Source organism: Flavobacterium aquidurense (genome assembly GCF_031458035.1).
Classification (GTDB): domain Bacteria; phylum Bacteroidota; class Bacteroidia; order Flavobacteriales; family Flavobacteriaceae; genus Flavobacterium; species Flavobacterium aquidurense_C.
In genome coordinates, this window is record NZ_JAVDXR010000005.1 from 363,887 (window position 1) to 390,607 (window position 26,721).

21 protein-coding genes and 1 tRNA gene are annotated in these 26,721 nt (G+C 35.1%); 8 read left to right on the forward strand and 14 right to left on the reverse strand.

Annotation, left to right across the window (positions count from 1 at the left end):
• Positions 1-27: 27 nt before the first annotated feature.
• Together J2X17_RS10770 and J2X17_RS10775 are read right to left on the reverse strand one after the other, a co-directional pair.
• A complete protein-coding gene (locus tag J2X17_RS10770; RefSeq protein ID WP_310297550.1) occupies positions 28-1,230 on the reverse strand; it encodes an LETM1-related biofilm-associated protein in 1,203 nt (400 codons plus the stop codon).
• Between the two features lie 105 nt (positions 1,231-1,335).
• The gene (locus J2X17_RS10775; RefSeq protein ID WP_310297552.1) at positions 1,336-1,863 is read right to left on the reverse strand and encodes a superoxide dismutase family protein; all 528 of its coding nucleotides are present in this window, start codon (positions 1,861-1,863) and stop codon (positions 1,336-1,338) included.
• A 213-nt stretch (positions 1,864-2,076) separates the two neighbouring features.
• Here J2X17_RS10775 and J2X17_RS10780 point away from each other — a divergent pair, with 213 nt between their 5' ends.
• The 4 genes from J2X17_RS10780 to J2X17_RS10795 all read left to right on the forward strand — a co-directional run bounded on the left by J2X17_RS10780 (position 2,077) and on the right by J2X17_RS10795 (position 4,605).
• Entirely contained in the window at positions 2,077-2,502 is a 426-nt protein-coding gene (locus J2X17_RS10780; protein WP_310297553.1) for an META domain-containing protein, read from the forward strand.
• A 37-nt stretch (positions 2,503-2,539) separates the two neighbouring features.
• A complete protein-coding gene (locus J2X17_RS10785) occupies positions 2,540-3,064 on the forward strand; it encodes a DUF4251 domain-containing protein (RefSeq protein WP_310297555.1) in 525 nt (174 codons plus the stop codon).
• A gap of 91 nt (positions 3,065-3,155) precedes the next feature.
• A complete protein-coding gene (locus tag J2X17_RS10790) occupies positions 3,156-4,028 on the forward strand; it encodes a transporter (RefSeq protein ID WP_310297557.1) in 873 nt (290 codons plus the stop codon).
• Between the two features lie 85 nt (positions 4,029-4,113).
• Positions 4,114-4,605, forward strand: a complete 492-nt coding sequence (locus J2X17_RS10795; RefSeq protein ID WP_310297559.1) for a hypothetical protein — start codon at positions 4,114-4,116, stop codon at positions 4,603-4,605.
• Positions 4,606-4,673: 68 nt separating this feature from the next.
• Here the strand turns inward: J2X17_RS10795 and J2X17_RS10800 are convergent, their stop codons facing one another.
• The 11 genes from J2X17_RS10800 to J2X17_RS10850 form a co-directional block, all read right to left on the reverse strand.
• Entirely contained in the window at positions 4,674-5,768 is a 1,095-nt protein-coding gene (locus J2X17_RS10800) for a glycoside hydrolase family 18 protein (protein WP_310297560.1), read from the reverse strand.
• Positions 5,769-6,129: 361 nt separating this feature from the next.
• Positions 6,130-7,935, reverse strand: a complete 1,806-nt coding sequence (locus J2X17_RS10805) for an acyl-CoA dehydrogenase family protein (protein WP_310297562.1) — start codon at positions 7,933-7,935, stop codon at positions 6,130-6,132.
• Between the two features lie 58 nt (positions 7,936-7,993).
• Entirely contained in the window at positions 7,994-8,344 is a 351-nt protein-coding gene (locus J2X17_RS10810) for a four helix bundle protein (protein ID WP_310297564.1), read from the reverse strand.
• 163 nt (positions 8,345-8,507) lie between these two features.
• Positions 8,508-9,689: a thiolase family protein gene (locus tag J2X17_RS10815; protein WP_026984655.1), complete on the reverse strand. Its 1,182-nt coding sequence runs from the start codon at positions 9,687-9,689 to the stop codon at positions 8,508-8,510.
• 73 nt (positions 9,690-9,762) lie between these two features.
• The gene (locus J2X17_RS10820) at positions 9,763-12,153 is read right to left on the reverse strand and encodes a 3-hydroxyacyl-CoA dehydrogenase/enoyl-CoA hydratase family protein (RefSeq protein ID WP_310297567.1); all 2,391 of its coding nucleotides are present in this window, start codon (positions 12,151-12,153) and stop codon (positions 9,763-9,765) included.
• 67 nt (positions 12,154-12,220) lie between these two features.
• A complete protein-coding gene (locus tag J2X17_RS10825; RefSeq protein WP_310297570.1) occupies positions 12,221-12,679 on the reverse strand; it encodes a MarR family winged helix-turn-helix transcriptional regulator in 459 nt (152 codons plus the stop codon).
• A gap of 337 nt (positions 12,680-13,016) precedes the next feature.
• Positions 13,017-14,795: an AMP-dependent synthetase/ligase gene (locus tag J2X17_RS10830; RefSeq protein WP_310297573.1), complete on the reverse strand. Its 1,779-nt coding sequence runs from the start codon at positions 14,793-14,795 to the stop codon at positions 13,017-13,019.
• A gap of 149 nt (positions 14,796-14,944) precedes the next feature.
• Positions 14,945-15,397 (reverse strand): hypothetical protein, encoded by a 453-nt coding sequence (locus J2X17_RS10835; protein WP_310297575.1) that lies wholly within the window; start codon positions 15,395-15,397, stop codon positions 14,945-14,947.
• A 320-nt stretch (positions 15,398-15,717) separates the two neighbouring features.
• A complete protein-coding gene (locus J2X17_RS10840) occupies positions 15,718-18,123 on the reverse strand; it encodes a TonB-dependent receptor domain-containing protein (RefSeq protein ID WP_310297577.1) in 2,406 nt (801 codons plus the stop codon).
• A 128-nt stretch (positions 18,124-18,251) separates the two neighbouring features.
• On the reverse strand, positions 18,252-21,923 hold the full coding sequence (gene purL / locus J2X17_RS10845) for a phosphoribosylformylglycinamidine synthase (RefSeq protein ID WP_310297579.1): 3,672 nt from the start codon (positions 21,921-21,923) through the stop codon (positions 18,252-18,254).
• Positions 21,924-22,203: 280 nt separating this feature from the next.
• Positions 22,204-23,718 carry a hypothetical protein gene (locus J2X17_RS10850; RefSeq protein ID WP_310297581.1) on the reverse strand — a complete coding sequence of 505 codons (1,515 nt, stop codon included), beginning with the start codon at positions 23,716-23,718 and terminating at the stop codon, positions 22,204-22,206.
• A 263-nt stretch (positions 23,719-23,981) separates the two neighbouring features.
• Here J2X17_RS10850 and J2X17_RS10855 point away from each other — a divergent pair, with 263 nt between their 5' ends.
• From J2X17_RS10855 to J2X17_RS10870, 4 genes are all read left to right on the forward strand, one after another.
• Positions 23,982-24,413 carry a PaaI family thioesterase gene (locus tag J2X17_RS10855; protein ID WP_310297583.1) on the forward strand — a complete coding sequence of 144 codons (432 nt, stop codon included), beginning with the start codon at positions 23,982-23,984 and terminating at the stop codon, positions 24,411-24,413.
• Positions 24,414-24,416: 3 nt separating this feature from the next.
• Positions 24,417-25,499 (forward strand): chorismate-binding protein, encoded by a 1,083-nt coding sequence (locus J2X17_RS10860; protein ID WP_310297585.1) that lies wholly within the window; start codon positions 24,417-24,419, stop codon positions 25,497-25,499.
• An 88-nt stretch (positions 25,500-25,587) separates the two neighbouring features.
• On the forward strand, positions 25,588-26,304 hold the full coding sequence (gene bshB1, locus J2X17_RS10865) for a bacillithiol biosynthesis deacetylase BshB1 (RefSeq protein WP_310297587.1): 717 nt from the start codon (positions 25,588-25,590) through the stop codon (positions 26,302-26,304).
• Positions 26,305-26,380: 76 nt separating this feature from the next.
• Positions 26,381-26,454: transfer RNA gene (locus tag J2X17_RS10870), tRNA-His, on the forward strand.
• Between the two features lie 123 nt (positions 26,455-26,577).
• Here J2X17_RS10870 and J2X17_RS10875 read toward each other — a convergent pair.
• Positions 26,578-26,721, reverse strand: a 144-nt coding sequence (locus J2X17_RS10875; protein ID WP_039120611.1) for a transposase, incomplete at its 5' end; no start/stop codon positions are given.

Consider the following 26,721-nt stretch of genomic DNA (forward strand, 5'->3'; position numbering starts at 1 on the left):
CTTTTTTACTAATGAGGGTAATTTTTTTTATTCGTTTTCGTCTAGATTTTCATTAAATGCAGATGGTAACATTGTTGGAATAAACTTTATTAAAATCGGTAATAATAAGCTTCCGCCAGGCAGTAAAAAAATTGTTAAAGACGGAATCGTTTTACAGATATCCAAAAGTTGTTTTTTTACTTTTTTCTTTTCCTTGGCATCTAAATCTCTTGTTGTAGAATAAGCCAGTAAAAGCATTAATTCTTTACTCTGGACAATTTCCTTAACCAGTCTGTTTTTGTTTCTTATAATCAGTTTTACGACCGTGTGCGTCATTTGATCATAGAAATGTTTTACCGGATTTGAATAATTAAAATACGGAATTTTCTTTTTATGTGTCGTTATAAAGGCGTTTGTAGTCTCAATACTATGAGTAACAAAATCGTCTGGAACCTGCATCATTGAGCCTAACGAATATAAAAAATATGCTTCTTCATTTTCGACAACTCCATCGCTCCATAAAGCCATTCCCGCCATATCGATCAGGTAATAGTGCTCAAGGTTATTATTGAAATAATCGAGGTGCAAAGTTTCCAGAGTGTCAACTGTTACTTTTGAAAATTTTGAATATCGGATTGAGGCTTCAAAAAGCTTTATCAGTAAGTCGTCGTGCTGCGATTTTACGGTTTTGGTTTTTAGTGCCAATCCCACAATACCAAGAACGGTTTCTTCAATTCGCTTAAGATATTTCTCCGGAATTGCACCATGAACCAAATATTGCCTGAAAGCAAGAACATCAATAAACAATAATGCGTTCGTTACAAGATGTGAAAAGTTTTTGCTAATGATACTGTCATTAGTCTGAACTCTCTGGTCTATTATATTTTCTAAAGAAAGGGAAGGCGTGTCTTTTGGAAGTAAAATTTTAAATAAATTAAACCCTTCCGGATTCATTTCTTTATAAAATTTTAAAACTTCTGACGTAAAATTATTGGGCTCAGAATTTCTTTTTTCTAAACAAAACACTCCATATAACGTGTTTAATAGCGCAATTTTAGAAATCTCGGTTTTAAACCAGCCTTTTATCGGAATTGGAATTTGAGAATCAATTGAAATGATATGTCCATAAATGAACCCGGTCGCTCTGACTTTATCGTAAAACGATTCATCAGTTTCAAAAGGAATAGCTTCTGAAAACTTTTGTTCGCTAAAAAACTTATCTATCCAACCTGGTGCTGATGGGTTAATCATTAACTTTTGTTTGAAGCTGCAAAGCTATATCTTTTTCTTGTTTTTAGGTTTAATTTTAAATGAAATAACCACTAAATTTTGTGAAAAATAGTGGTTATTATATTCTTATTTAATGATTCCTGCACAAGCAACTCGGCCACCCGCATTTCCTGTAGGCTGTGTCGTGAAGTCATCTGTTCCCTGATGTACGATCAGACCTTTTCCTAAAACATCTTTGGTTGCATCTCCACAGCCAATACACCATTCGTCAGTGGTTAATGTAATAGTTCCGTTGCCTTTTGCATCAGCGGTAAAATTCCCAATATCACCTTTATGATATTCTGCAGAACCCCATTTCCCGTGCTTTTTAAAAGTAGGATTCCAGTGTCCGCCTGCAGAACTACCATCAGCAGCTGTACAATCTGATTTCTCATGAATATGTATGGCATGAACTCCTGGTTGTAATCCTGCGACTTTTGCAACAAATGTTACCTTACCGTTTTTCTCTGTGAAAGTAGCAGTTCCGCTTACGGTACTGTTGCTTTTTGGCTCTAAATTTACGGTCAGGGTTTTAGCATCACTGGATTTCGTACTAGTCTTGCAACCAATAATTAAGGCAGTGATTATAGCGATAGAAACAATTATTTTTTTCATATGTAATGCTTTTAAATTAAAGATTAAGTAAATTTAACATAAAAAATAGGATATAAGTTACAGTTTTAAGTTAAAAAAATCTAAAACTATTCATTGTAATTTAATGGGACATTAAGTGAAGAACACAAAAATATTGCTTAAATTCGTAAAGGTCTTTAGTGAAAAAAAACGCAATACAGATTTCTAATTCATTAATATTTAATACTTAACATTATGATGAAGAATATTTTTATCCTTGTTTTTCTAAGTTCAGTAATACTTTCCTGTAAATGTAAAAAAGTAGACACCGCTACTAAACTTGAAGGAAATTGGGAACTTAATTACATTTCAGGCCCAAAAATAGCTTTTGATGGATTGTATCCGGATAAAAAACCAACTATAAATTTTGATCTCAAAGAAAATCATATTTCCGGAAATAGCAGTTGCAATTCATTTAACGGGGAGCTTGCTCTCGATGGCAATAAAATTGATTTCACGCAGCCCATGGCTATGACCAGAATGATGTGTGCAGATGGCGAGGGTGAACAGGTTTTTATGAGCACTTTGCAAAAAATCACATCGTACGACGTAACAGATGACGGTAAAACCCTAAATCTTATTTCTGGGGATATCGCCATGATGCGATTGACCAAAAAGTAAAATCTTTTATTTTTTAACTCTATTAAATGGTTGTTTTATGAAAAGTAAATTGTTTATTTTATTAGTGTTATTGGGTTTTTTAAGCTTTCCGGTTTTGTCTCAGGAAAAAACAAAGAAAGAATTAAAAGCAGAAAAAGAATTGAAAAAGCAAAAAGAAATTGAAACGCTTGTTAACGCTAAAAATTTTGTTTTTGAAGCGCAAAAAGCCAATCCGCAAGGAGGCCGGCTTTTGAATTTAGATTACAACACTTATTTTTTGAAGTTTAACGAAGAAAAAACTACTTGTGATCTTCCTTTCTTTGGTCGAGCATACAATGTACCGTACGGGGGAGGAGACGGAGGTATCAAATTCGAAGGTGTTCCTGAAAATATTAAAATTGAAAAAAAGAAAAAATCCTATCTTATAAAAACTACTATAAAAGGTAAAGATGATGCGTATAATCTTTTGTTTACTATTTTCTTTGACGGAAGCGCTTCACTTTCTGTCAACAGCAATAACAGAGGATCAATTTCCTATGACGGACTAATCGAAGCTCCAAAAACGGAAGAAGGCAAAAAGTAGGGAAAGAGCGTTAGTTTTAATAATTATACCCCAGATTTTTCAATTTATGCTAAAAAATATTTTTTATGTTTTAATTCAAAAGTGTCATTTTGTGATACTGTTTTTTATAGGAATAATTACAGCTTCCGGACAGGATTTAGAACCGAGAGTTTATGCTAACGTACCTGTAAAATTAAATGTGGCCGCGATTGGCTATGCTTTTATGGACGGAAATGTATTGACAGATCCGGCGTTGCCTATTTCTGACTTTACATTACAAAGTCACAATATCGCTGCAACTTATGTGAGAACGTTTGGTTTGGCAAAAAAGTTAGCTCGTGTTCAGATTGCCTTACCTTATACTTTTATGGATGGATCAGTAAATGTAAATGGCCAAAACATCACAGGTTCCAGAACTGGTTTTGCTGATATGAAAGTGCGATTTGGAATTAATTTACTAGGCTCTCCAGCTCTGGATAAGCTTGAATTTAGAAGTTTTCAGCAAAAGACAATTTTAGGGGTAAGTTTAGTAACGTCAATTCCAACTGGAAAATATTATGCTGATAAACAAGTTAATATTGGAACAAATCGCTGGGGATTTAAGCCTGAAATTGGTATTTCGAAACGATTTTCTCATTTCTATGCGGAAGTTTATACCGGAGTTTGGTTTTATACTGATAATAACGATTATCTAGGAAAAAAAATGGAGCAGAAGCCCACTGGCAGTTTACAGGCACACGCCAGTTACTATTTTAAAAACGGGATGTGGCTAGGGGTCAATACCAACTGGTTTTTTGGTGGACAAACAATAATAGATGATGTTGCGCAGGCGAGTGAGATTGATAATTGGCGGGTTGGCGGCACTTTTTCTACACCAATTGCAAAAGGGCAATCGATTAGATTTCAATATCATGTAGGAGCATATACGAATAATGGTTTAAATTATTACGCTTTAACGGCAGCTTATCAATATTCTTTCTTTTAAAGAAATTAAAAATTCAGTTAATGTGTTTAAAATCAGTATATTTGATAGTGCATGAAATTTTTAAAACCCATTTAAAATTAAAACTATGAAAAAATTAAGTATTATTCTCGTTATGGCAATTGCCTCCTTTTCATCTTATGCTCAATCTTCATACAAGGAAGATGTTGATTTAGTGCAAAGTATTTACGGAAAATCTAAAAGTGACCTGGTAAGACAATATATGAATTTATCTGATACTCAGGCGGCTGCTTTTACAAAAGTGTATGACAAATATGAAGCAGAGCGTAAGGCTCTTGGACAAACAAAGTTACGGCTAATTAATTATTATGCAGAAAGTTATGATACTCTTACCGATGAAAAAGCAGATGAATTAGCAAAAGGGACTTTGAAAAATAATCAGGATTATGAAAAATTATACAGCAAGACTTATGGCCAGATGAAAAAAGAACTCGGAGCTATAAATGCCGCAAAATTTATTCAATTAGAAGTTTATTTGCAAACTGTAATACGTAACGAAATTCAGGATGCAATTCCGTTTATTGGTGAATTGGATAAAACAAAAGTTCAGGTGAATTAAGTTTTAATTTGAGATAACAAAAAACGGCAACTAATCTTAGTTGCCGTTTTTTGTTATTTGAAACGATTTTATTTCATTGTTTTTATTTTGTAAATTTCATTTACCATTCCGTCTTTTGGACTATCTAAAACGAGTTCCCAAAACATGATTCCCCCTAATTTTTTAGATTTTACATATTCTGTCTTTTCTTTGATAGAAGCTAGATCATCTGCAGTTGCAAATGTTTTTTCTTTTTCATTGTACCAATAAGGAGCTTTCGCTTTTTTATCCCAAAAATATTTCCAGCCGTTTGCTTCGGTTAAAACCGTTGAAAAGTTTTTAAATGGAGTCCCTTCAATATGTTCTCCGGCTTGATATAATCCGTTATTTATATTCGCAACATTTTTCCATGTTCTGGTGTAAAATGCTGCTCCAATAACTAATTTTTCAGCAGGAATTCCAAGTTTTAAGAAATAAGTAACTGCTTTATCTACAGATTCTTCCTCTTTATTTGTGCTGTACAATGGCGTATGATGTCCTGTAACTTTAGAATATCCGTTAACCAAATCATAACTCATAATATTTACACGATTAACTAAAGGCATCACCGCTTTCCAGTCTACAGATTGGTCCAGATATTTTTGAAAACCTCCAGCTGCAAAACTCAGCTCGTAATTTTTTCCTAAAGTTGAACGTAGTATTTTGATTAATTCTGTGAAATGTGGTTTGTCCGAAGGTTGGAATAAATGTCCTGGAAGTCCTTCAATTGCAGGATATTCCCAATCTAAATCTAAACCATCAACTTTGAAATAATCACTAACTTCCTTTACTGATTTTGCAAAAGCCAGTCTTCCTTCGGCAGTTGAAAATGCAGCAGAACAAGGTTCGCAGCCGCCCCAGCCACCCAAAGATAAAATTATTTTAAGCTGTGGATTTGAAGCTTTCAAAGAAACTAAATGTTTGATTGTAGTAGAATCTTTTGGAGAATCTACGCTAAGTTTTCCATCTTTCAAATGGCAAAAACTAAAAATAATCTGATTTAGTTTATTGACTTCGTATTCGTTGATTAGCTTATCATCGCCAGTATAATAAGCAATGATGTCCAGTTTTTTATTTTTTTGCGCAAAGATATTTGTAGTAAAACTGCACAATAATAAAAGGACAATCAGGTTAAGTTGTTTCATTTTTTTGTTTTTTGAGTTTTAGAATGATAAATATAAAACATTAGAATCGAAAAATTGAGTGAACATTTTTGGGCATAAAAACAATTTTGATAAAGATTGTGAAATGCGATATTCTATTCGTGTTGATATTGAAGGAATAAAAAAATGCCACAGATTGAAAGATTAAATGATTAAAATAATCTGTGCAAAAAATATTTTATATGAACTGCTGTTTAGACGCACTGCTGTGCGCCTCTGCTTTTAAATGATCTTACATCACTTATATGGTGGAAAAAAAACGGTGGAAAACAAAAAAATAAACCCGCACAGTTTCGGACTTGTGCGGGTTTAAACAAATTAAAAGCTAAAAACTATTTTTGTATTAGAAGCAGTATTCGTTTTCTGCAACTAACTTAGAAGTAATCGTTTCTCTTAATGCTACAACATTTGGATTGTTTGTATATTTTGTGAAACGTTTTAATCCCATTAACATCATACGTTGTTCGTCACCTTCTGCAAAAGAAATAATTCCTTCTTTTCCTCTAGAGTTCACGATATCTACTGCTTTGTATAAGTATAATTTTGCCATAGCAATTTGCTCTTGTACTTTAGCTTCACCTTGATTTTTGGCTAATTTTTCAGTTCTTAAAATAGTACTTTCAGCCATGTAAACCTCGATTAAGATATCAGAAGCAGCCATTAATAACTGTTGGTGAGAATCTAAATCGGGACCATATTTTTGAACAGCGCTACCAGCAACCATTAAGAATACTTTTTTCAGGTTAGCGATAATTCCTTTTTCTTCAGCAAATAATTCAGAGAAATCAGGAGTATCAAAAGATGGAATTCCCATTAATTCTTCCTGAACTTTCATTGCAGGTCCTAATAAATCAACGTGTCCTTTCATTGCTTTTTTGATCAACATACCTACAGAAAGCATTCTGTTGATTTCGTTTGTTCCTTCGTAGATTCTGGCGATACGAGCATCTCTCCAGGCACTTTCCATTGGAGTGTCTTCTGAGAATCCCATTCCACCAAAAATCTGAATTCCTTCATCAGCACAAGATTGCACATCTTCAGAAACTGCTACTTTTAAGATAGAACATTCGATAGCATATTCTTCAACACCTTTCAATTCCGCTTCCTGGTGAGAAGTTCCTTCTGCTTCACGAGCAGCGATTCTATCTTCGATATCTTTTGCAGCGCGGTAAGAAGCACTTTCTCCTGCATAAGCATTAGTTGCCATTTCAGCTAATTTAGAACGGATAGCTCCAAAAGATGAAATTGCAGTGTTAAACTGAATTCTTTCGTTAGCATATTTTACTGCATTTGAAGTAACTCTACGTTGTGCATCTAAACAAGCCGCAGCCAATTTAATACGTCCAACGTTCAAAGCATTCATTGCAATTTTGAAACCGTTTCCTCTTTCAGACAACATGTTTTCAACAGGAACTTTCGTATCGTTGAAGAAAACCTGACGAGTAGAAGAAGCACGGATTCCTAATTTATGCTCTTCTTCATTCATAGAAATTCCGTTTGACGGATCATTTTCTACGATGAAACCTGTAATATTTTTATCATCTCCAATACGGGCAAAAACGATGAAAACGCTGCAGAAACCTGCATTCGAAATCCACATTTTTTGTCCTGTAATTTTATAATGAGTTCCATCTTCAGATAAAACAGCTTTTGTTTTTCCTGAGTTTGCATCAGATCCTGCGCCTGGTTCCGTTAAGCAATAAGCTCCAAACCATTCTCCAGAAGCCAATTTAGGAACGTATTTTTTCTTTTGTTCTTCTGATCCATAAAGTGTAATTGGCATAGTTCCAATTCCTGTATGCGCACCAAAAGCAGTTGAGAAAGATCCTGTAGCACCAGAAATGTAATCGCAAACTAACATTGTAGAAACGAATCCCATTCCTAATCCACCGTATTCTTCAGGAACCGCAACTCCAAGAAGTCCCAATTCTCCAGCTTTACGCATAGAAGCTTCTGTATAAGCGTAATCTTTTTTCTCAAAACGATCTTTATGCGCCCATAATTCTTTGTCAACAAACTCTTTTACAGAGTCACGCATCATTAACTGCTCTTCTGAGAAATCTTCTGGTGTAAAGACATCTTCGCACTTTGTTTCTTTAACTAAAAACTGACCACCACGGGTTACGTTTTTTTCGATTGTATCTGCCATTTTTTATTCTTTTTAGAGAAAAGAAAATAGAATATAGAGAATAGACTTCATGCTGAACTTATTTTAGTCCGTTTTGGAAACCCATTGTCATTCTTTGAAATTCTTCTATTTTAATTTCTAATTGGTTAAATTGTTTTTCGTTTATGTATTTTCTATGTGTAGCAATTAATAATTGTGTAATGAGTTCAAATGAAGAACCTAGAGAAATGTCTAAAAAATGACTGAAAGATTTATCTGTTCTGGATGAACCTTCAGCTATGTTACTAGGCATAGAAACAGAACATCTGCTTATTTGAGAACTTAGATCATACCTTTCATGTTTCGGAAAGTCTATTAGTAAATCTGAAATATCATTCGCGATTAGAATTCCAAGTTGCCAAATCTTTAAGTTCTTATAATTATGTCTCATGTTTTTTGAGCCAAGTTAAAGAATTAAAATAAAAATGTAAGATTAGTACTATTTTATTTTGCTTTTAAAACATTTTGTCATTCCAAAAAGTCTTATCTCTATCTCTTCTCAAAAAAAAAATCTATCCTCTATATTCTATGTTCTATATTCTATTTTCCTCTCTTTACAATACCTCGTAAATCCCAGCACTTCCTTGCCCAGTCCCCACACACATACTCACAATTCCGTATTTACTACCTCTGCGTTTCATCTCATCGAATAACTGAACAGAAAGCTTAGCACCTGTACATCCCAGAGGGTGACCTAAAGCGATTGCTCCACCGTTTACGTTTACGATATCAGGATTTAAACCTAGCTCGCGAATTACAGCCAAAGACTGAGAAGCGAATGCCTCGTTTAATTCAACCAAGTCAATATCTTTCAATTCTAAACCAGCTTGTTTCAACGCTTTCGGAATAGCTTTTACAGGACCGATACCCATAATTCTTGGCTCAACGCCAGATGAAGCAAAATTTACTAATCTGGCAATTGGCTCAAGATTCAATTCTTTAACCATGTCCTCACTCATGATTAAAACAAAAGCAGCACCATCACTCATTTGTGATGAGTTACCTGCTGTAACGCTTCCGTCGGCAGCAAAAACAGGTCTCAATCCAGCTAAAGCAGCAACTGATGTTCCGGCTCTTGGACCTTCGTCTTGTTTTACAACGTATGATTTAGTTTCTTTTTTTCCATTTTCATTGATGAAAGTCTGCTCAACAGTAATCGGAACGATTTGTTTGTCGAATTTCCCTTCAGCCTGCGCTTTTAACGCTTTCATATGAGAGTTGTAAGCAAACTCATCCTGATCTTCTCTTGAGATTTTGTATTGGTTCGCAACCGCTTCAGCAGTTAAACCCATTCCCCAGTAATAATCTTCGTGACCTGCAGCGGCAACTTTATAATCTGGAGTTGGTTTGTAACCTCCCATGGGAATAAAACTCATACTTTCAGCTCCACCGGCGATAATACAATCTGCCATTCCTGATTGGATTTTAGCAGTTGCCATTCCGATAGTTTCTAGCCCAGAAGCGCAATAACGGTTTACAGTAACTCCGGGAACATCTTCAACTTTTAATCCCATTAAAGAGATCAAGCGCCCAACGTTAAGTCCTTGTTCTGCCTCCGGCATGGCATTTCCTACCATAACGTCATCAATACGTTTTTTGTCAAAATCAGGCAGTTCATCCATCATAAACTGAATAGTTTCTGCTGCTAATTCGTCAGGTCTTTTAAATCTAAAAACCCCTTTTGGTGCTTTTCCTACCGCAGTACGGTAAGCTTTTACGATATATGCTGTTTTCATGTTTTTTTCTTGTTTAGATGAAAGAAGAAAGAGTCAAGAGAAAAGACTTTATCTTGCTTCTTGTTTCTTGTCTCTAGTTTCTTAATGGTTTTCCTTTAGTTAACATATACTGAATTCTCTCTAAAGTCTTACGCTCAGTACAAAGAGATAGGAAAGCTTCACGTTCGATATCTAATAAATATTGTTCAGATACTAAAGTCGCTTCAGATAAATCACCACCAGCCATTACGTAAGCCAGTTTGTTAGCGATTTTCTTATCGTGCTCAGAAATGTATTTTCCAGCTTCCATTTGATCCGTTCCAACTAAGAACATTCCAAGTGCCTGTTTTCCTAATACTTTCACGTCAGTTCTTCTGATAGGTTGTGTATAACCAGCTTCAGCCATTAATAAAGCATGTTTCTTAGCCTCAGCAATCTGACGATCTTTGTTTACTACGATAACATCTTTTCCATGTTGAAGAAGTCCAGTGTCGAAAGCTTCGTAACCAGAAGTTGATACTTTTGCCATAGCGATTGTTAAGAAATACTCCTGAAGAACGTTCAATTCCACATCATTTTTGCGGAATAAATCAGACGCTCTTAAAGCCATTTCTTTAGATCCACCACCACCAGGAAGTACACCAACACCAAATTCAACTAATCCCATGTACGTTTCGGCAGCAGCAACCACTTTATCAGCATGTAAGCTCATTTCGCATCCACCACCAAAAGTCATTCCGTGAGGCGCAACTACAACTGGAATAGAAGAATAACGAACGCGCATCATCGTGTCCTGGAACATTTTGATCGCCATATTTAATTCATCATATTCCTGCTCAACTGCCATCATGAAAATCATTCCGATATTAGCTCCAACAGAGAAATTCGCTGCCTGGTTACCAATAACTAAACCTTGATATTCTTTTTCAGATAAGTCGATTGCTTTATTGATAGCCTGAAGTACATCGCCACCAATAGTATTCATTTTAGATTGGAATTCTAAGTTCAAGATTCCATCTCCTAAATCCTGAATGATTGCGCCACTATTGCTCCAAACTTTTTTGCTTTCGCGAATGTTGTTCAGAATAATAAATGAATCTTGTCCAGGAACTTTAACTTGTGATTTTGTTGGAATGTTATAGAAATAAGTTGCTCCTTCTTTTACAGAATAGAAACTTTCGCTTCCGGAAGCCAACATTTCAGTAACCCATGCAGCAGGCTCTAAACCTTCTGCTTTCATGATTTCGATTCCGTTGGCAACACCAATAGCATCCCAAATTTCGAATGGACCATTTTCCCATCCAAAACCAGCTTTCATCGCATCATCAATTTTGTATAATTCGTCTGAGATTTCAGGAATTCTGTTTGACACATAAGCAAACATTCCAGCGAAACTCTTACGGTAGAATTCACCCGCTTTATCTTTTCCTTTTACTAAAACTTTAAAACGATTGATTGGTTTATCGATAGTTTTTGTTAGTTCAAGCGTAGCAAAATTTGCTTTTTTAGCAGCACGGTATTCTAATGTATCTAAGTCTAAAGAAAGAATATCTTTATCTACTTTTTTATAAAAACCTTGACCAGTTTTGCTTCCTAACCAATTGTTTTCCATCATTTTTGTTACAAATTCCGGAAGTTTAAACAATTCGTGTTGTTCGTCAGTTGGGCAGTTTTCGTAGATACCGTTGGCAACGTGTACCAAAGTATCCAAACCAACAACGTCAACGGTACGGAAAGTAGCCGATTTTGGGCGACCAATTACCGGACCAGTCAATTTATCCACTTCTTCAATTGTTAATCCCATTTCTTTAACCAAGTGGAATAAACTTTGAATCCCGTAAATACCAATTCTGTTTCCAATAAACGCCGGAGTATCTTTAGCAACAACCGAAGTTTTTCCTAAGAATTTAGAACCGTATTCGTTTAAGAAATCCAATACTTCAGTTGAAGTTTTTGGACCAGGAATAATTTCAAATAATTTTAAGTAACGCGCAGGGTTAAAAAAGTGAGTTCCGCAGAAGTGTTGTTGAAAATCTTCGCTTCTTCCTTCACTCATAAAATGAATTGGAATACCGGAAGTGTTTGATGTAACCAAAGTTCCCGGAGTACGGAATTTCTCGATTTGTTCAAAAACCAGTTTTTTGATATCCAAACGCTCTACAACAACTTCAATAATCCAGTCAACATTGGCAATTTTTGCCATATCATCAGTTGTATTTCCAGTTGTAATTCGGCTAGCGAATTTTTGACTGTAAATAGGAGACGGTTTCGATTTTAATGAATTCGCTAAGTGCTCATTTACTACTCGATTGCGAACAGCCTTACTTTCAAGTGTTAATCCTTTTTTAGCTTCAGCTTCTGTCAGTTCGCGTGGTACGATGTCAAGCAATAAAACTTCAACACCAATATTGGCAAAATGACAAGCTATTCCTGAACCCATAATTCCGGATCCAATTACAGCAACTTTTTTAATTGTGCGTTTCATAATAAGTCGTTAATATTTATTTGTTTTTTGAATTAGAACAAACCGTCTCCACAACTGTGAATTTTGTTTATTCGTTTTCTGTTTTTTCCGTTTGATTAAATATGTTTTTATCGTGAATCAGTTCGTTTATGATTTCCGAAACTTCGATAAAATGTTTTAGTTTTTCGTCTGAAACATGTTTTCTAACAGTTTCATTAAATTTCAAAACTGTATTTTTAGATAACTCTCTTTTTTCTCTTCCAAAGTCGGTCAGGTAGATCAAAACACCGCGTCCGTCAGATGGGTTTTTTTTACGAACAATTAAACCTTTGTCTTCCATCGATTTTAATGTTCTGGTCAGGCTTGTAGCTTCCATTCCCATTCTTGGGCCTAAAGCTGTCGAAGGCGTTCCTTCTTCTTTGTCCATACTCAAAAGCGCAAATCCTGTTGCCATCGTAGCATCATACTTTGCTGCTTCCTCATTGTACATTCTTGAAACAGCCTGCCATGTCGCTCTCAAGATATAATCTATTGTTTTGTCTTTCATAGTTAACTATATCGATTTCAAATATAATCAAAAAATACTATGCGTGCATATGATTTTTGAATAAATTTTTGGTTAATAATTATTTGGTTCTGGTTTTCAGTGTTTTATGGTTGTTTTTTAATTGAAATATACTATTCTTTTTTATAAATTTAACAATTTAAGTGCATTAAAAAGTATAAATTGATTCGAAATTGTGGTTTTAATTACTCTTTAAGTAAAAAAATAACATAAAGAATGCGAATAAGTTTTTTATTTAAGGCATGGATCTCTCGCATAAAATAAAAAAGGCTGTCTAAATTTTAGACAGCCTTTTCGTTGGTTATATTATTTTGGAATGTTATTCGTGACCATAGATTTTTGCGTAAAGATCTTTGTAGATTTCTTTAATGATTTTACGTTTTAATTTTAGGGTAGGAGTAAGCTGTCCGCCATCGATAGACCAAACATCCGGAGTTAACTCAAAACGTTTCACTTTTTCCCAGTTTCCAAATTTCTCGTTAATCGTTTCAACTTCTTCGTCAATACGTTTAATTACTTCTGGATTTTCACTGATTTCCTTATCTGTTTTTCCTAAAGTTACTTTATGCAGTTTTGCCCATTCTTTTACAAATTCAAAGTTAGGCTGAATAAAAGCACCCGGCATTTTTTCTCCATCTCCAATAACCATAATCTGCTCGATAAAACGAGATTGTTTCATGGCATTTTCGATCAATTGAGGAGCAATATATTTTCCGCCAGAAGTCTTGAACATTTCTTTCTTACGATCTGTAATTTTCAAGAAACCTTCGCTGTCGATTTCTCCAATGTCTCCCGTATGGAAATAACCGTCTTGCAATGCTTCGGCTGTTTTTTCAGGATCTTTAAAGTAACCTAACATTACGTTTGGTCCTTTGCAAAGAATTTCTCCGTCTGCAGCAATTTTAACTTCTACGTTACGAATTACTTTCCCGACAGTTCCAATCTTAAATCCTTTGTTTCTTTGATCGTTCACCGCAATTACCGGCGATGTTTCAGATAAACCGTAACCTTCCATTACCGGAATTTCTGCAGCAGCAAAAACTCTCGTTAAGCGTGGCTGTAAAGCAGCACTTCCGGAAACCATTAAATCTAAATTCCCTCCCAAACCTTCTTTCCATTTGCTGAAAATAAGTTTGCGGGCAATTTTTAACTGAAATTCATACCAGAAACCATTGGCTCCGTATGGCTCATATTTTAAACCTAAATCAATAGCCCAGAAAAACAGCTTTTTCTTAACGCCTGTTAATTCGGTTCCTTTTGCATAAATTTTATCGTAAACTTTTTCTAAAAGTCTTGGTACAGCCGTAATTACTGTTGGTCGAACTTCTTTTAAGTTATCACTGATTTTATCAATTGATTCTCCAAAATAAACCGAAACTCCATAATATTGATAGATGTATAAAATCATTCTTTCAAAAATATGGCAAATAGGCAAGAAGCTCAATGCAGTGCTTTTTCCCGGATCAAATGGAATTCTTGGCGCGCTGTCTAAAACATTCGAAACAATGTTTTTGTGCGAAAGCATAACACCTTTAGGTCTTCCAGTTGTTCCTGAAGTATAAATAATCGTTGCCAAATCATCAGTTTGAATACTGTCTTTTCTGGCTTCAACTTCATTTTGATTGCTATTATCTTCACCAAGTGCCAATAAATCGGTCCAATGTTTACAGCCTTCAATTTCATTAAAAGAATAAACTTCTTTTAAAGTTGGCACATTAGCCTGAATTAGACGTACTTTTTGAAGCACTTCATCATCAGAGACAAAACAGTAAATACTGCCACTGTGATTCAATATATATTCGTAATCTTCTTCAGATATAGTTGGGTAAATTGGAACATTCTGAGCACCAGTCTGCAAAATACCAATATCCATGATATTCCATTCCGTACGATTATTTGAAGTGATTAAAGCAATTTTATCATCTTTCTGAACGCCCATTCGCAGTAATGCTCGAGAAACAGCATTTGCTTTTGCAATATATTCTTCACTAGATGTTTTTTCCCAGACTCCGTTTTTTTTTGTTGCCAAAGCAACCGGAAGGTTATAAGTTTCTTGTTGATAATAGGGAAAATCAAAAAGGCGTGTGATTGAAATCATTGTATGATATATTGAATTTTATCGCAAATTAAATAAAAATTAGGTACAATTTTTAATTTTACGGAATTTTATGGGAAAATTTATGAGGACTATTGAAAACCAACGAAAACGTTTTCTTTTTTGTAGTAAATTTTGGAAAAAACTAATTATTATTTAATTGAAGCTGATTTTTGGAGGTCATTATAATCTTCATATTCTTTTACTATCTCACCCATAATGAACATTTTTTTCTTTGCAAAGTGAATAGAAAATTGCGTGTAATACCAATCTTCACTGTCATTGGTTCTATACCAAAGTATATATGAAGCACTATTAAATCCTTCCTTAAATTCAGGGATTCCCTCTTCAGTACATTCTATTCCCCAATTAATCTTTTTTTTGCTTAAATCGTCATACTGAAAAACTCCTGTTCCGTCAGGATTCAATAAAATAATTGGTTCTTTTTTCCCTGCAGGCGCATAAGTTCCGGGAACTGGATAACCAATAGTGGTAGTTATAAAATGATCGTGTGCTTTGTAGGTAATTTGATTTACTTCAACTTGTGAGTACGAGTGGGTTGTAACTAAAAATAAGCTGAAAAAAAGTAATTTTAAAGATTTCATTCTATGTGGGTTTAATTGTTTTGGGGGTGAACAAAAAATTCTGTGGCTGGAACTTTTTGGCGAATATAGTTCAAATTTCAATAGAAAAATGAATCCAAAATACAAGAATGAACTTTTTTTATAGGTTTCAGGAATAGTTTATGATTATGAGCTTGAGTACATTTTGGTTTGGTTTGAAAAAATATTTTTAACCACAAATTGCACAAATTACCTCAAATTAGAGAAGATTATTTACTTCCTCAATTGCGCTATCGCTCGTGTGTGTTAATTTGTGCAATTTGCGGTAAATAAAAGTGGTGCAACCGTTGTTTTAAGGAATATTATTCCGTTGAAAACTGATTCTCCAACAGTTTTTCTTTAAAATCAGATTTAAAACTATAAGCAAAAGTTACCATCAAAGCACGCGTGTCTGATTTATTGGTACGATTGGCGCTAAACAATGCCGTATTGTTTTTATAACCGCTCTCAAGAGTGTTGAACATATCGGTAACTACCAATCCTAAGCGTGCATTTCCTTTGCCTAATTTTTGTTGAAATCCCATGTCAACATTGTAAATCGCAATTCTTTTTCCTTGAGGAGTCGCCAATGGTGCGTTATAATTTCCAATTATTTGAAGTTTTCCTCCATTCCAAGGAACAAAATTGTTGATGATTTTTCCGTACCAGCTAAAAGCATTTTTCACGACATCCGCTCCAATATTAGAAGCGTCTATATTTTGCTGAATAGCTGTTAAACTGATGTTTGCATCATAAAAACTGAAAGGTTTGAGACTAAAAATAGTTTCTAATCCGTAAGTAATTGTACTTCCAATATTTTTTGGCATTAATAAAACAGAACCATCATCCTGGAGTTCGCCGTATGGTCTAATTGTATTAGTAGCATTTCGGTAGAAGGCATTTGTTGAGAATGAATAACTGTTCCAATCTTTGTTGTAGCTCATCTCAGCAATATGTATAATTTCTGGTTTCAAATACGGATTTCCACTATGCGGATTCAACACATCTGTAATATCAACAAAGGGATTCAGCTGGTCTAAATCCGGGCGATTGATACGTTTGCTGTAGCCAATCTTCACAAATTCATCAGATGCTAAAATCAATTGCGCTGACGCTGAAGGGAAAAATTTTATATAATCATTAGTAAAGCGATCGCTATTAGTTTGTGTTGCTCCAGTGTTGGAAACATTCTCTGCACGCAATCCTAAATTGTATTTCCATTTCGGATTTTCAGCCGATCCTGAGAAAGAATTCAACATTCCGTAAAAAGCATTTATTTGTTCGTTATAATCAAAAGTATTGCTTGCAATTGGGTCAATTACATAGTCGCCATTGACCATATCCGCAGTTTCAAATTCGGATTTAAAAAATCGGAAAGTCCCTTTATAACCCGTTTCCAGCATTGTTTTTTCCGAAATTGGCAAACCGTAATTTACAATGGCGTTTGAAATATTTTCATGCTCATAATTGTGTGTTCTTTGTAAATAAACATCCCCAATCTGCTGATTATATTGATCGTAGTTATAAGTATCAATATCAGTATTTTCTTTGTCCTTGTTGAAAGAAGACGTAATACTCGCATTCAGGCTCTTTTTTGGATCAGAGAATTTTCGGTCATAATTAAAAGCCAGTTCCGCTACTTTTGAACGTTCTAATTCTAGGGAATGTCTTTTGTTATTAGAGAAAAACTCATCCGTACTCGTATTTACCTGCGTGTATAAAGTTTCGTCATTGTCCTGACTTTCCAAATTTCCAAGCGCCTCAAATGAAAAGGTATTGTTTTCATTTGGAGAAAAATCAATATTGAATTTTAAATTCTGCAGACCTTCCGTACGCTCGTCATTGCGATGCTGTTTAATGTAATGTTCGTCGTCAATAAAAAAGTTAGTGCGATCTGACTTTATTTCTTTGGTTCGGCCAGCAAAACGATTGTCATACCCAATACCAAAATTCCATTTTCCTTCTTTATTATTTAAAAGAACCGAACTGTTGAATCTTCCTTTAGCGCCAAAACCACCTCCCAAAACCGCAGCGCCGTTTATACCGCTTTGGTTGTTTTTTTTGAGTTTGATATTGATAATTCCGCTTTCTGCATTAGCATCGTATTTCGCCGTCGGATTACTGATAACTTCAATGCTCTCAATACTGCTAGCCGCAATCTGATCCATATTGGTAATTGCCGAATTTTTTCCGTTGATTAAAATCATAGGAGATTTTCCTCTCAGAGTAATTCCTCCTTCCGCATCGACTGCAACTGTCGGAATACTTTTAAGCATATCGGTGGCAGTTCCTCCAGATTGTGAAATATTAGAAACAGCATTAAAAATAAAACCTTCGTCCGTTTTCTGAATTTGTTTTTTCTTTGAATTGACCACAACATCATGCAGTAAATTGGTGTCGCTCTGCAAAACAACAGTTCCAATTGAAACCGGAGCGTCCACAATTTTTATCTTTTGAGTTATCGTTTTAAATCCGATTAATTTGAATTGTAATTGATACTCACCTAAAATCACATTGTCTAAAGCGAAATTTCCCGAAACATCAGTTACGGCAAAACTTGCCACTTTTGTAGTGTCATTTGCCTTTTTTAATATTACATCAACAAATTCGATCGGAAGTTTTCCATCAGAAATAGTTCCTTTTACAGAAGAAGTTTTTTGTCCAAAAGTGAATTGGCTTATAGTGAAGAATAATATTAGTAGTGAGAGTTTTTGCATCCAGTTTTTCATGCAACAAAGATATTTATACAAACAAAGGAAGTTTTGAAAACTGCCTTAAGATATTATTAAAGTAGTCTTAGAATTTTTTAAACAAAAAAAGCGTCCGAAATTCGAACGCTTTTAATCAAAAATATATGTTAGTTTTTCTCAATCCATTTTCTTGCGTTAACAAAAGCTTCATGCCAAGGTGAAACTTCATCGTTTCTGTCTTTTGGATAATGTGCCCAGTTCCATTGAAAAGTCGAACGCTCAATATGAGGCATCATCACCAAATGTCTTCCTGTTGTGTCACACATCATTGCCGTGTTGTAATCAGATCCGTTAGGATTTGCAGGATAACCTTCGTAAGCATATTTAGAAACAATGTTGTAATTTTCTTCGGCAAGAGGCAATTTGAATTTTCCTTCTCCGTGAGAAACCCAAACTCCTAAAGTGCTTCCGGCCAAACTAGATAACATAACCGAATTGTTCTCCTGTACTTTTACAGAAGTAAAGATACTTTCGTGTTTGTTACTTTCGTTATGCAGCATTTTTCCGTGAACTTCATGTTCCGGATTAATTACCTCTAATTCCATGAACAATTGACAGCCGTTGCAGATTCCAACAGATAAAGTATCTTTTCTTTTGAAGAAATTATCTAAAGCTGTTTTTGCTTTTTCGTTGTATAAGAAAGCTCCGGCCCAGCCTTTAGCAGAACCTAAAACATCTGAATTAGAGAATCCTCCAACAGCTCCAATAAGCTGAATGTCTTCCAAAGTTTCACGACCAGAAATTAAATCCGTCATGTGAACGTCTTTTACATCAAAACCGGCTAAGTACATAGCATTTGCCATTTCGCGCTCAGAATTACTTCCTTTCTCACGAATAATAGCCGCTTTTGGTCTTGGTTTAGAGTTGTCGATTTCTGGTTTTTTACCAGTAAAATGCGCTGGGAAAGTATAATTTAAAACCTGATTTTTATAGTTTTCGAAACGTGCCTGAGCTCTTCCGTTTTTAGATTGTTTTTGATCTAATAAATAAGATGTTTCGAACCAGATATCTCTGTACTTCGCAATGTCCAAATTATAAATTCCAAATTCCAAACTTGGTGTGTTTTGAACTGAACCAATTTTGAAGAATTCGATATTGCTTGATTTCAATTTAGCTTCAACAGCTGCATCTTCTTTTGCCTGGAAAACAATTCCGATGTTTTCTGCGAAAAGGATTTTCAATAAGTCTTTTTCTGCGAAAGCGCTAAAATCAATTTTAGCTCCCAAGTTTACATCTGCAAAACACAATTCTAATAAAGTAGTAATCAATCCACCACTTCCGATATCGTGACCTGCTAAAATTTGGCTTTCGCCGATTAATTCCTGAATCGTGTTAAAAGCATTTTTGAAGAAAGAAGCATCTTTAATTGTAGACGTTTCGTTTCCGATGGTGTTTCTGATTTGTGCAAAAGAAGAACCTCCTAATTTGAAATCATCCTGAGACAAATTGATATAATAAATGGAATCTCCGTCTTTTTGTAAAACAGGTTCAACTACTTTTCTAATATCAGTACAGTTTCCTCCGGCAGAAATAATTACCGTTCCCGGTGCAATTACTTCGTCATTTGGATATTTTTGTTTCATTGAAAGTGAATCTTTTCCTGTCGGAATATTGATTCCCAATTCAATTGCAAATTCTGAACAACCTTCAACGGCAGCGTACAAACGAGCGTCTTCACCTTCGTTTTTACAAGCCCACATCCAGTTGGCAGATAATGAAATTCCTTTCAATCCGTCTTTAATTGGAGCCCAAACAATGTTTGATAACGATTCTGCAATAGCATTTCTGCTTCCTGCAACCGGATCAATCAAAGCCGCGATAGGAGCGTGGCCAATTGAAGTTGCGATTCCTTCTTTTCCTAAATAATCCAGAGCCATAACTCCAACATTATTCAAGGGCAATTGCAAAGGTCCTGCACATTGTTGCTTGGCTACTTTTCCACCCACACAACGGTCCACTTTATTAGTTAACCAGTCTTTTGAAGCAACAGCTTCTAAACGTAAAACGTCTTGTAAATAACTTTCGAAGTCATTTGCCGAATAAGAAACAGCAGCATATTTTCTGTCGATAGTTTTATCTGTCATCACCGTTTTTGGAGAACTTCCGAAGAAATCTTCCAAAGCATAATCCATCGGTTTTGAACCATTTGATTTTGATTCGAATGTAAAACGGTGATCTCCCGTTACATCTCCAACCTGATACATTGGCGAACGCTCTCTGTCAGCAATTCTTTGCAAAATATCAATATCTTTTTGACCAATAACCAATCCCATTCTTTCCTGAGACTCGTTACCAATAATTTCTTTTGCAGAAAGTGTTGGATCTCCAACCGGTAATTTATCCAAATCGATTAAACCTCCTGTTTCTTCAACCAATTCCGAAAGACAGTTTAAGTGCCCTCCAGCTCCGTGATCGTGAATAGAAACAATTGGATTATTGTCGCTTTCTACCAAACCACGAATGGCGTTGGCAGCACGTTTTTGCATTTCAGGGTTTGAACGCTGAATGGCATTTAACTCGATTCCTGAACCGAAAGCTCCGGTATCTGCAGAAGAAACCGCAGCACCACCCATTCCGATTCTATAATTTTCTCCACCAAGAATTACGATTTTATCGCCTTCTTGTGGTTTCTTTTTGATTGCCTGATCTAATTTTCCGTAACCAATTCCTCCCGCCTGCATGATTACTTTGTCATAACCAATTTTACGGTCATTTTCTGAATGTTCGAAAGTTAAAACGGAACCTGTAATAAGCGGTTGGCCAAATTTATTTCCGAAATCAGAAGCTCCATTTGAAGCTTTGATCAAAATATCCATTGGAGTCTGGTACAACCATTTTCTTTCTTCCATTGCGTTTTCCCAAGTCCTGTCATCCTGAGCGGAGTCGAAGGATTTCAAACGAGAATATGAAGTCATGTAAACTGCAGTTCCTGCTAATGGCAATGAACCTTGTCCACCTGCTAAACGGTCACGAATTTCTCCTCCTGAACCTGTTGCAGCTCCGTTGAAAGGCTCAACTGTTGTTGGGAAATTGTGTGTTTCTGCTTTTAAAGATAAAACCGAATCAAATTCTTTTATCTCGTAATAATCTGGTTTGTCAGCTGTTTTTGGTGCAAACTGCTGCACTTTTGGTCCTTTTACAAAAGCTACGTTGTCTTTGTAAGCAGATACGATATCGTTAGGATTTTCCTGTGATGTTTTTTTGATTAATTTGAAAAGAGAAGTTTCTTTTTCTTCACCGTCAATAACAAAAGTTCCGTTGAAAATTTTGTGACGACAGTGCTCTGAATTTGCTTGTGAGAAGGCAAAAATCTCAGAATCCGTTAGTTTTCTTCCTAATTTTACAGCAAGATTATCTAAGTAATCAACTTCTTCCTGGCTTAAAGCCAAACCTTCTACTTTATTGTAAGTTGCAATATCATCGATTTCCAGAATTGGTTCCGGCTGTATGTTGATAGTGAAAATTTCCTGATCTAATTGATTGAATTTTTGAAAAAGCATCGGATCAAAATCAGTAAAGTCAGCCGTTGCAGGATGAAATTCTTCAATTCTGATGATGCCCGGAATACCCATATTCTGAGTAATTTCTACAGCATTTGTACTCCAAGGTGTGATCATAGTGGCACGAGGACCAACAAAAAAATCCGTCAAGGCGGATTTTTCGATCTTATTAGAGTTGGCAAAAAGCCAGTTTAATTTTGAAATGTCTTGAGCCGAAATTTCGTTTTGCGTTTGTACGGCAAAAACAGTTTTGCTTTGGTTTTCAAAGAAATGGATCATTGTGATGTGTAGTTTGTTGTATTGAGGTGCAAATTTAGTGTAAATAAATAGTAAGCGCAAATTTGAAAAGAAACTCTTTTGAAACTTTTTGCCACTTTTTGCCACGAAGGCACTAAGACACAAAGTTTTTTTGTTTCACGCAGATTTTGCAGATTTATGCAGATTTGAATTGATTTTAATTTTATTTAAATCTGCGTTAATCTTTATTCAGTTTTTTGTATCTGCTTTATCTGCAAAATCTGCGTGAAAAGAATTTTTTTGCCTTCGTGGTAAGTTCTTATTACTTAGGAAAAATAGCACTCTGATAAGCACCCAAATCTGGTGGAGAAGTTCTTGTAGCTCCAATAATATCTAACGGAATTATATAAGCCTGATTTCCTTTCGCGTAAGCGGGCGACGTATTATCGATGTTGAATTTATTCTGTGCAACATTAAAAAACTTCGGATTTTCATTCAGGATAATCTGATTGTAATGAGCGGGATCAGTTTTAAACTGATAATCCGGATTTGTGGTCGAACTGTTAAATTTTAAAAGACAATTATTCAATTGCCAGACAAATGCGGCATTTGCATTTTTATCCAAATTGAATTCATTGGTATTCGATCCGTAAATAATGCAATTGTTGAAAGTTGCCTGCGTCAACGGGTTTGTTTCAGGAGTTGCACCGGCTAAACTATTACTCAAATTGACTGCAAAATGCGAATTATTTTGCCAATTGTTATTGAAAGTGCAATGGGTAAAGCTGTAATTTCCGCCGTATACACACGATAAACTCGCTAAACCAGCGTAATTAATAACAATATTTTCTCCTGTGATATGAGCATTTTGAGCCGATATTCCGTACTCAACACAATTATAAATCTGAGTGTTTTTTATGGAAACAGTTGTTGCGTCCTGATTTTTAATATCCAAGCCGATAACTGCATTTTTAAGCGTTAAATGATTGATGGTGTGATTTGTACTTCCGTCGGCTAAAATAACCGAATTCCATTGTCCGGGAATATTATCGTAAAGGGATTCTAATCGGTCGCCTTCAAAAATAACTTCGTTTTCAAGTTTTTCAGTGGTCGATGTAGTTCCGTTTATTTTTAGAGAAGCTTTTTTATCTACAAAAAGTCCTGAATTAGCATGAAAATGAACTCTGGCTCCGGCATCAAAAGTTACGGTTTTATTTTCGGGAACTCCTGCGTAACCGTATATAACGTAAGGTTTTTTATTGCTGAAAACTAATTCGTTTCCGTTTACTGCATCATTTTCATCCAAATAAAAACCATCAACAGTTTTGCCGTCAATCTGAATTTTTTCTTTCGATCCGTCTGCATTTTGCTTCGGATATAAAAAGATGGCATCCTGAATTAAAGTTACTAAAGCCACTTGTTGCAGATTTTCACCGCTGTCAAACTGAATTTCATCAGTATATAAAAAATCGGCTGGGTCGGCATCTGTAATATCTGCGGTGGTTTCGACAAAAATGTATAGACTGTCTTTGGCGAGAAGCGTTACATTATTAAAGATTTTTCCGTTGTTGCCGGTCATTCCGTCAACGGTCATTCGGTATTTTGAGTTTAATCCTTTTTTGAGTTGAATAATCGGAATCGAAATGTCATTTTTACTTCTGTTATACACTTTAAGCTGATACGTACTCGAACCAATATTTTTAAAAACAGTATCCAAATAAACCGTATCTTTTGAAAACTTTAAGTCTCCTGAACTCGCAACAGTATCAAAATCAGTTCGGCATGAACTGAAAATGAGAATTAAACCGAGGATGAAGAGTGCAAAATAATGACGCATTTTTATAAGTTTATTTTTTTTGCCACTGATTAAAGGATTTAAATTTTTTTTTATTTCAACCCTAATTGACTGTATTTTTAATCTGTGAGAATCTGTGAAATCTGTGGCATAAATAAAAAATATTTCGCAGCAGATAAATAGTAATGTTTTGTAAAAATAGCAAAAAAGGGTCAGGTTCATAAATGATTTTTGATATTAGAATTGGATTTTCTGATTTGTATCTCATCTTTTATTTAATTTTACGATTTTAAAGCCCATTCTAAATGAATTATACCAAAGAACAAATTTTAGAGCGTTGCAATCAATTTTCTAAAAACACTTTGATGGAAACGCTAAAAATTGAATATATCGATGCTGGCGCTGACTTCTTAACTGCTAAAATGCCCGTAAATCCAAGCGTTCATCAGCCAATGGGATTGTTGCACGGAGGGGCTTCGGTAGCTTTGGCTGAAAGCGTAGGAAGTGCTGCATCCTTCTTTTTTATCGACGCAAAAGAGCAGGAAGTAAGAGGAATCGAAATTTCTGCAAATCACCTAAAAAGTATTCGTGAAGGCTGGGTTTTTGGAACGGCACGTATCATTCATAAAGGGAGAAGTATTCATCTTTGGGAAATTAAAATTACTGATGAAGCCGGAAACCTGATTTCGCTTTGTAAACTGACCAATATGGTTTTAGAAAAAAAGAAAACCGAATAAATTATGAACGACTTTTTTTCTACAATTAGAAAACACCAAGAGCAAAACTTACCTTTTGTAATCTATTCTAAACCTAACTCGTCTGGTATTTTTGCTATTTTACAGCAAGATGATACTTTGTATAAAGTCTCTGATTACAGCGAAAAAGGATTTATTTTTGCTTCTTTCGATGAAAAACAACTGATCTTAATTCCGGAGAAACAATCAAAAATTATAAGTGCTGAACAGACGGCAGTTCATTTTGATTTCAATGAAATTGATGATGTAAATTTTGATCCCACAGCTAAAGCACAATATGAAGCTTTAGTAGAAAAAGGAATTCAGGCGATTAATAATGAAGAATTTAAAAAAGTAGTTTTATCAAGAAGTGAAACTGTTGATTTGACTGATTTTGATTTTATCATTACTTTTAAACGTTTGATTCATTTATATCCATCCACCTTTACGTATTGTTTTTCGCATCCTGAAATTGGATTCTGGATGGGAGCAACTCCGGAACAATTATTAAAAGCAAGCGAAAATGTTTTTGAAACAACAGCATTAGCCGGAACTCAAAAAGCAAATTCTGAAGCGGAAATATCCTGGCAGCAAAAAGAGAAAGACGAACAGCAATATGTAACCGATTTTATTATAAAAAGATTGCGGGAAGTGGCTTCATCTGTAAATGTTACCAAACCTTACAGTATAAAAGCGGGATCAATCTGGCATATTAAAACAGATATTTCCGGAGTTTTAAATGATAATTCAACGTTGGAGGAAGTTATAGAAACTCTACATCCGACACCGGCAGTTTGTGGTTTGCCAAAGAAAAAAGCAAAAGCATTTATCATAGAAAATGAAAATTACGATAGGACTTTTTACACTGGGTTTCTTGGGGAACTAAACAGCAGTTTTGCCCATAAAGCAGTAAGTTCTGATTTATTTGTAAATTTACGAAGCATGCAAATCAAGGACAATAAAGCAATTTTGTACATGGGATGCGGTATTACCAAAGAAAGTATTCCGGAAAAAGAATGGGAGGAAAGCGTCAATAAATCGATGACGATGAAACGAGTTTTGAATGTAAAAAAGAATAGTAATTGTTAAAAATAGTTTCAAGTTTCAGGTTTCACGTTTCAAGTTATTGGAGCGTTAAACCTGAAACTTGAAACCTGAAACTTGAAACAAAAAACAAATGAAATTAGATATATTAGCCTTTGGTGCACATCCTGACGATGTAGAATTAGGTTGTGCGGGAACTATTTTAAAAGAAGTGTCTTTAGGGAAGAAAGTTGGAATCGTAGATTTAACCCGAGGCGAATTAGGTACTCGTGGTACAGCGGAAACCAGAGATGAAGAAGCAAAAGCAGCTGCAAAAATATTAGGCGTTTCAGTTCGTGAAAATTTAGAAATGCGCGACGGATTTTTTACCAATGATGAAAAACATCAGTTGGAGATTATTAAGATGATCCGAAAATACAGACCTGAAATTGTATTGTGCAATGCAGTTGATGATCGCCATATCGATCACGGAAAAGGAAGTAAATTAGTATCAGACGCCTGTTTTTTATCCGGATTGATGAAAATTGAAACTTCTATTGATGGTGAAAAACAAGAGGCCTGGAGACCGAAAATAGTATATCATTATATTCAGTGGAAAAACCTGACTCCGGACTTTGTTGTTGATATTACTGGATTTGAACAGAAAAAAGTTGAAGCGATTTCGGCATACAAAACACAGTTTTATGATCCGAATTCTAAAGAACCTGCAACTCCTATTACCAGTAAAAACTTCTTTGAAAGCTTAAATTACCGTGCGCAGGACTTAGGAAGGCTTGTTGGGAAAGATTTTGCTGAAGGTTTTACTGTCGAAAGATGTTTGGCAGTCAATAGCTTAGAAGATTTGATTTAAAAAGTTCAATATTTTTTTAATTTTTTCTTTGTAGAAGTAAACCTTTGTTATATATTTGCAACCGCTAAGCAAAATGGTGGTTGTAGCTCAGCTGGTTAGAGTAGCGGTTTGTGGTGCCGCGGGTCGCCGGTTCGAACCCGGTCAGCCACCCAGAAATTTAAAGCCTTGAAGAAATTCAAGGCTTTTTTTGTGGAATAAATTTAAACTCCACTTTATCACAATCTTGTCATTTCTGAAATGAACAAAAAAAGGATCATGCACAAAAGTTGGGGATTAGGCAAAAAGATTCGATAATCTAAATAAGAAGAAGTCTATGTTTCTCACTCCTCTAAATTGGCTTCTAAATGCTTTTATTTTTGCATTAAAGGATTCTGCCGAAGCATTTGTACTTCTGTTATCAAAATAGTTTAGGATTGA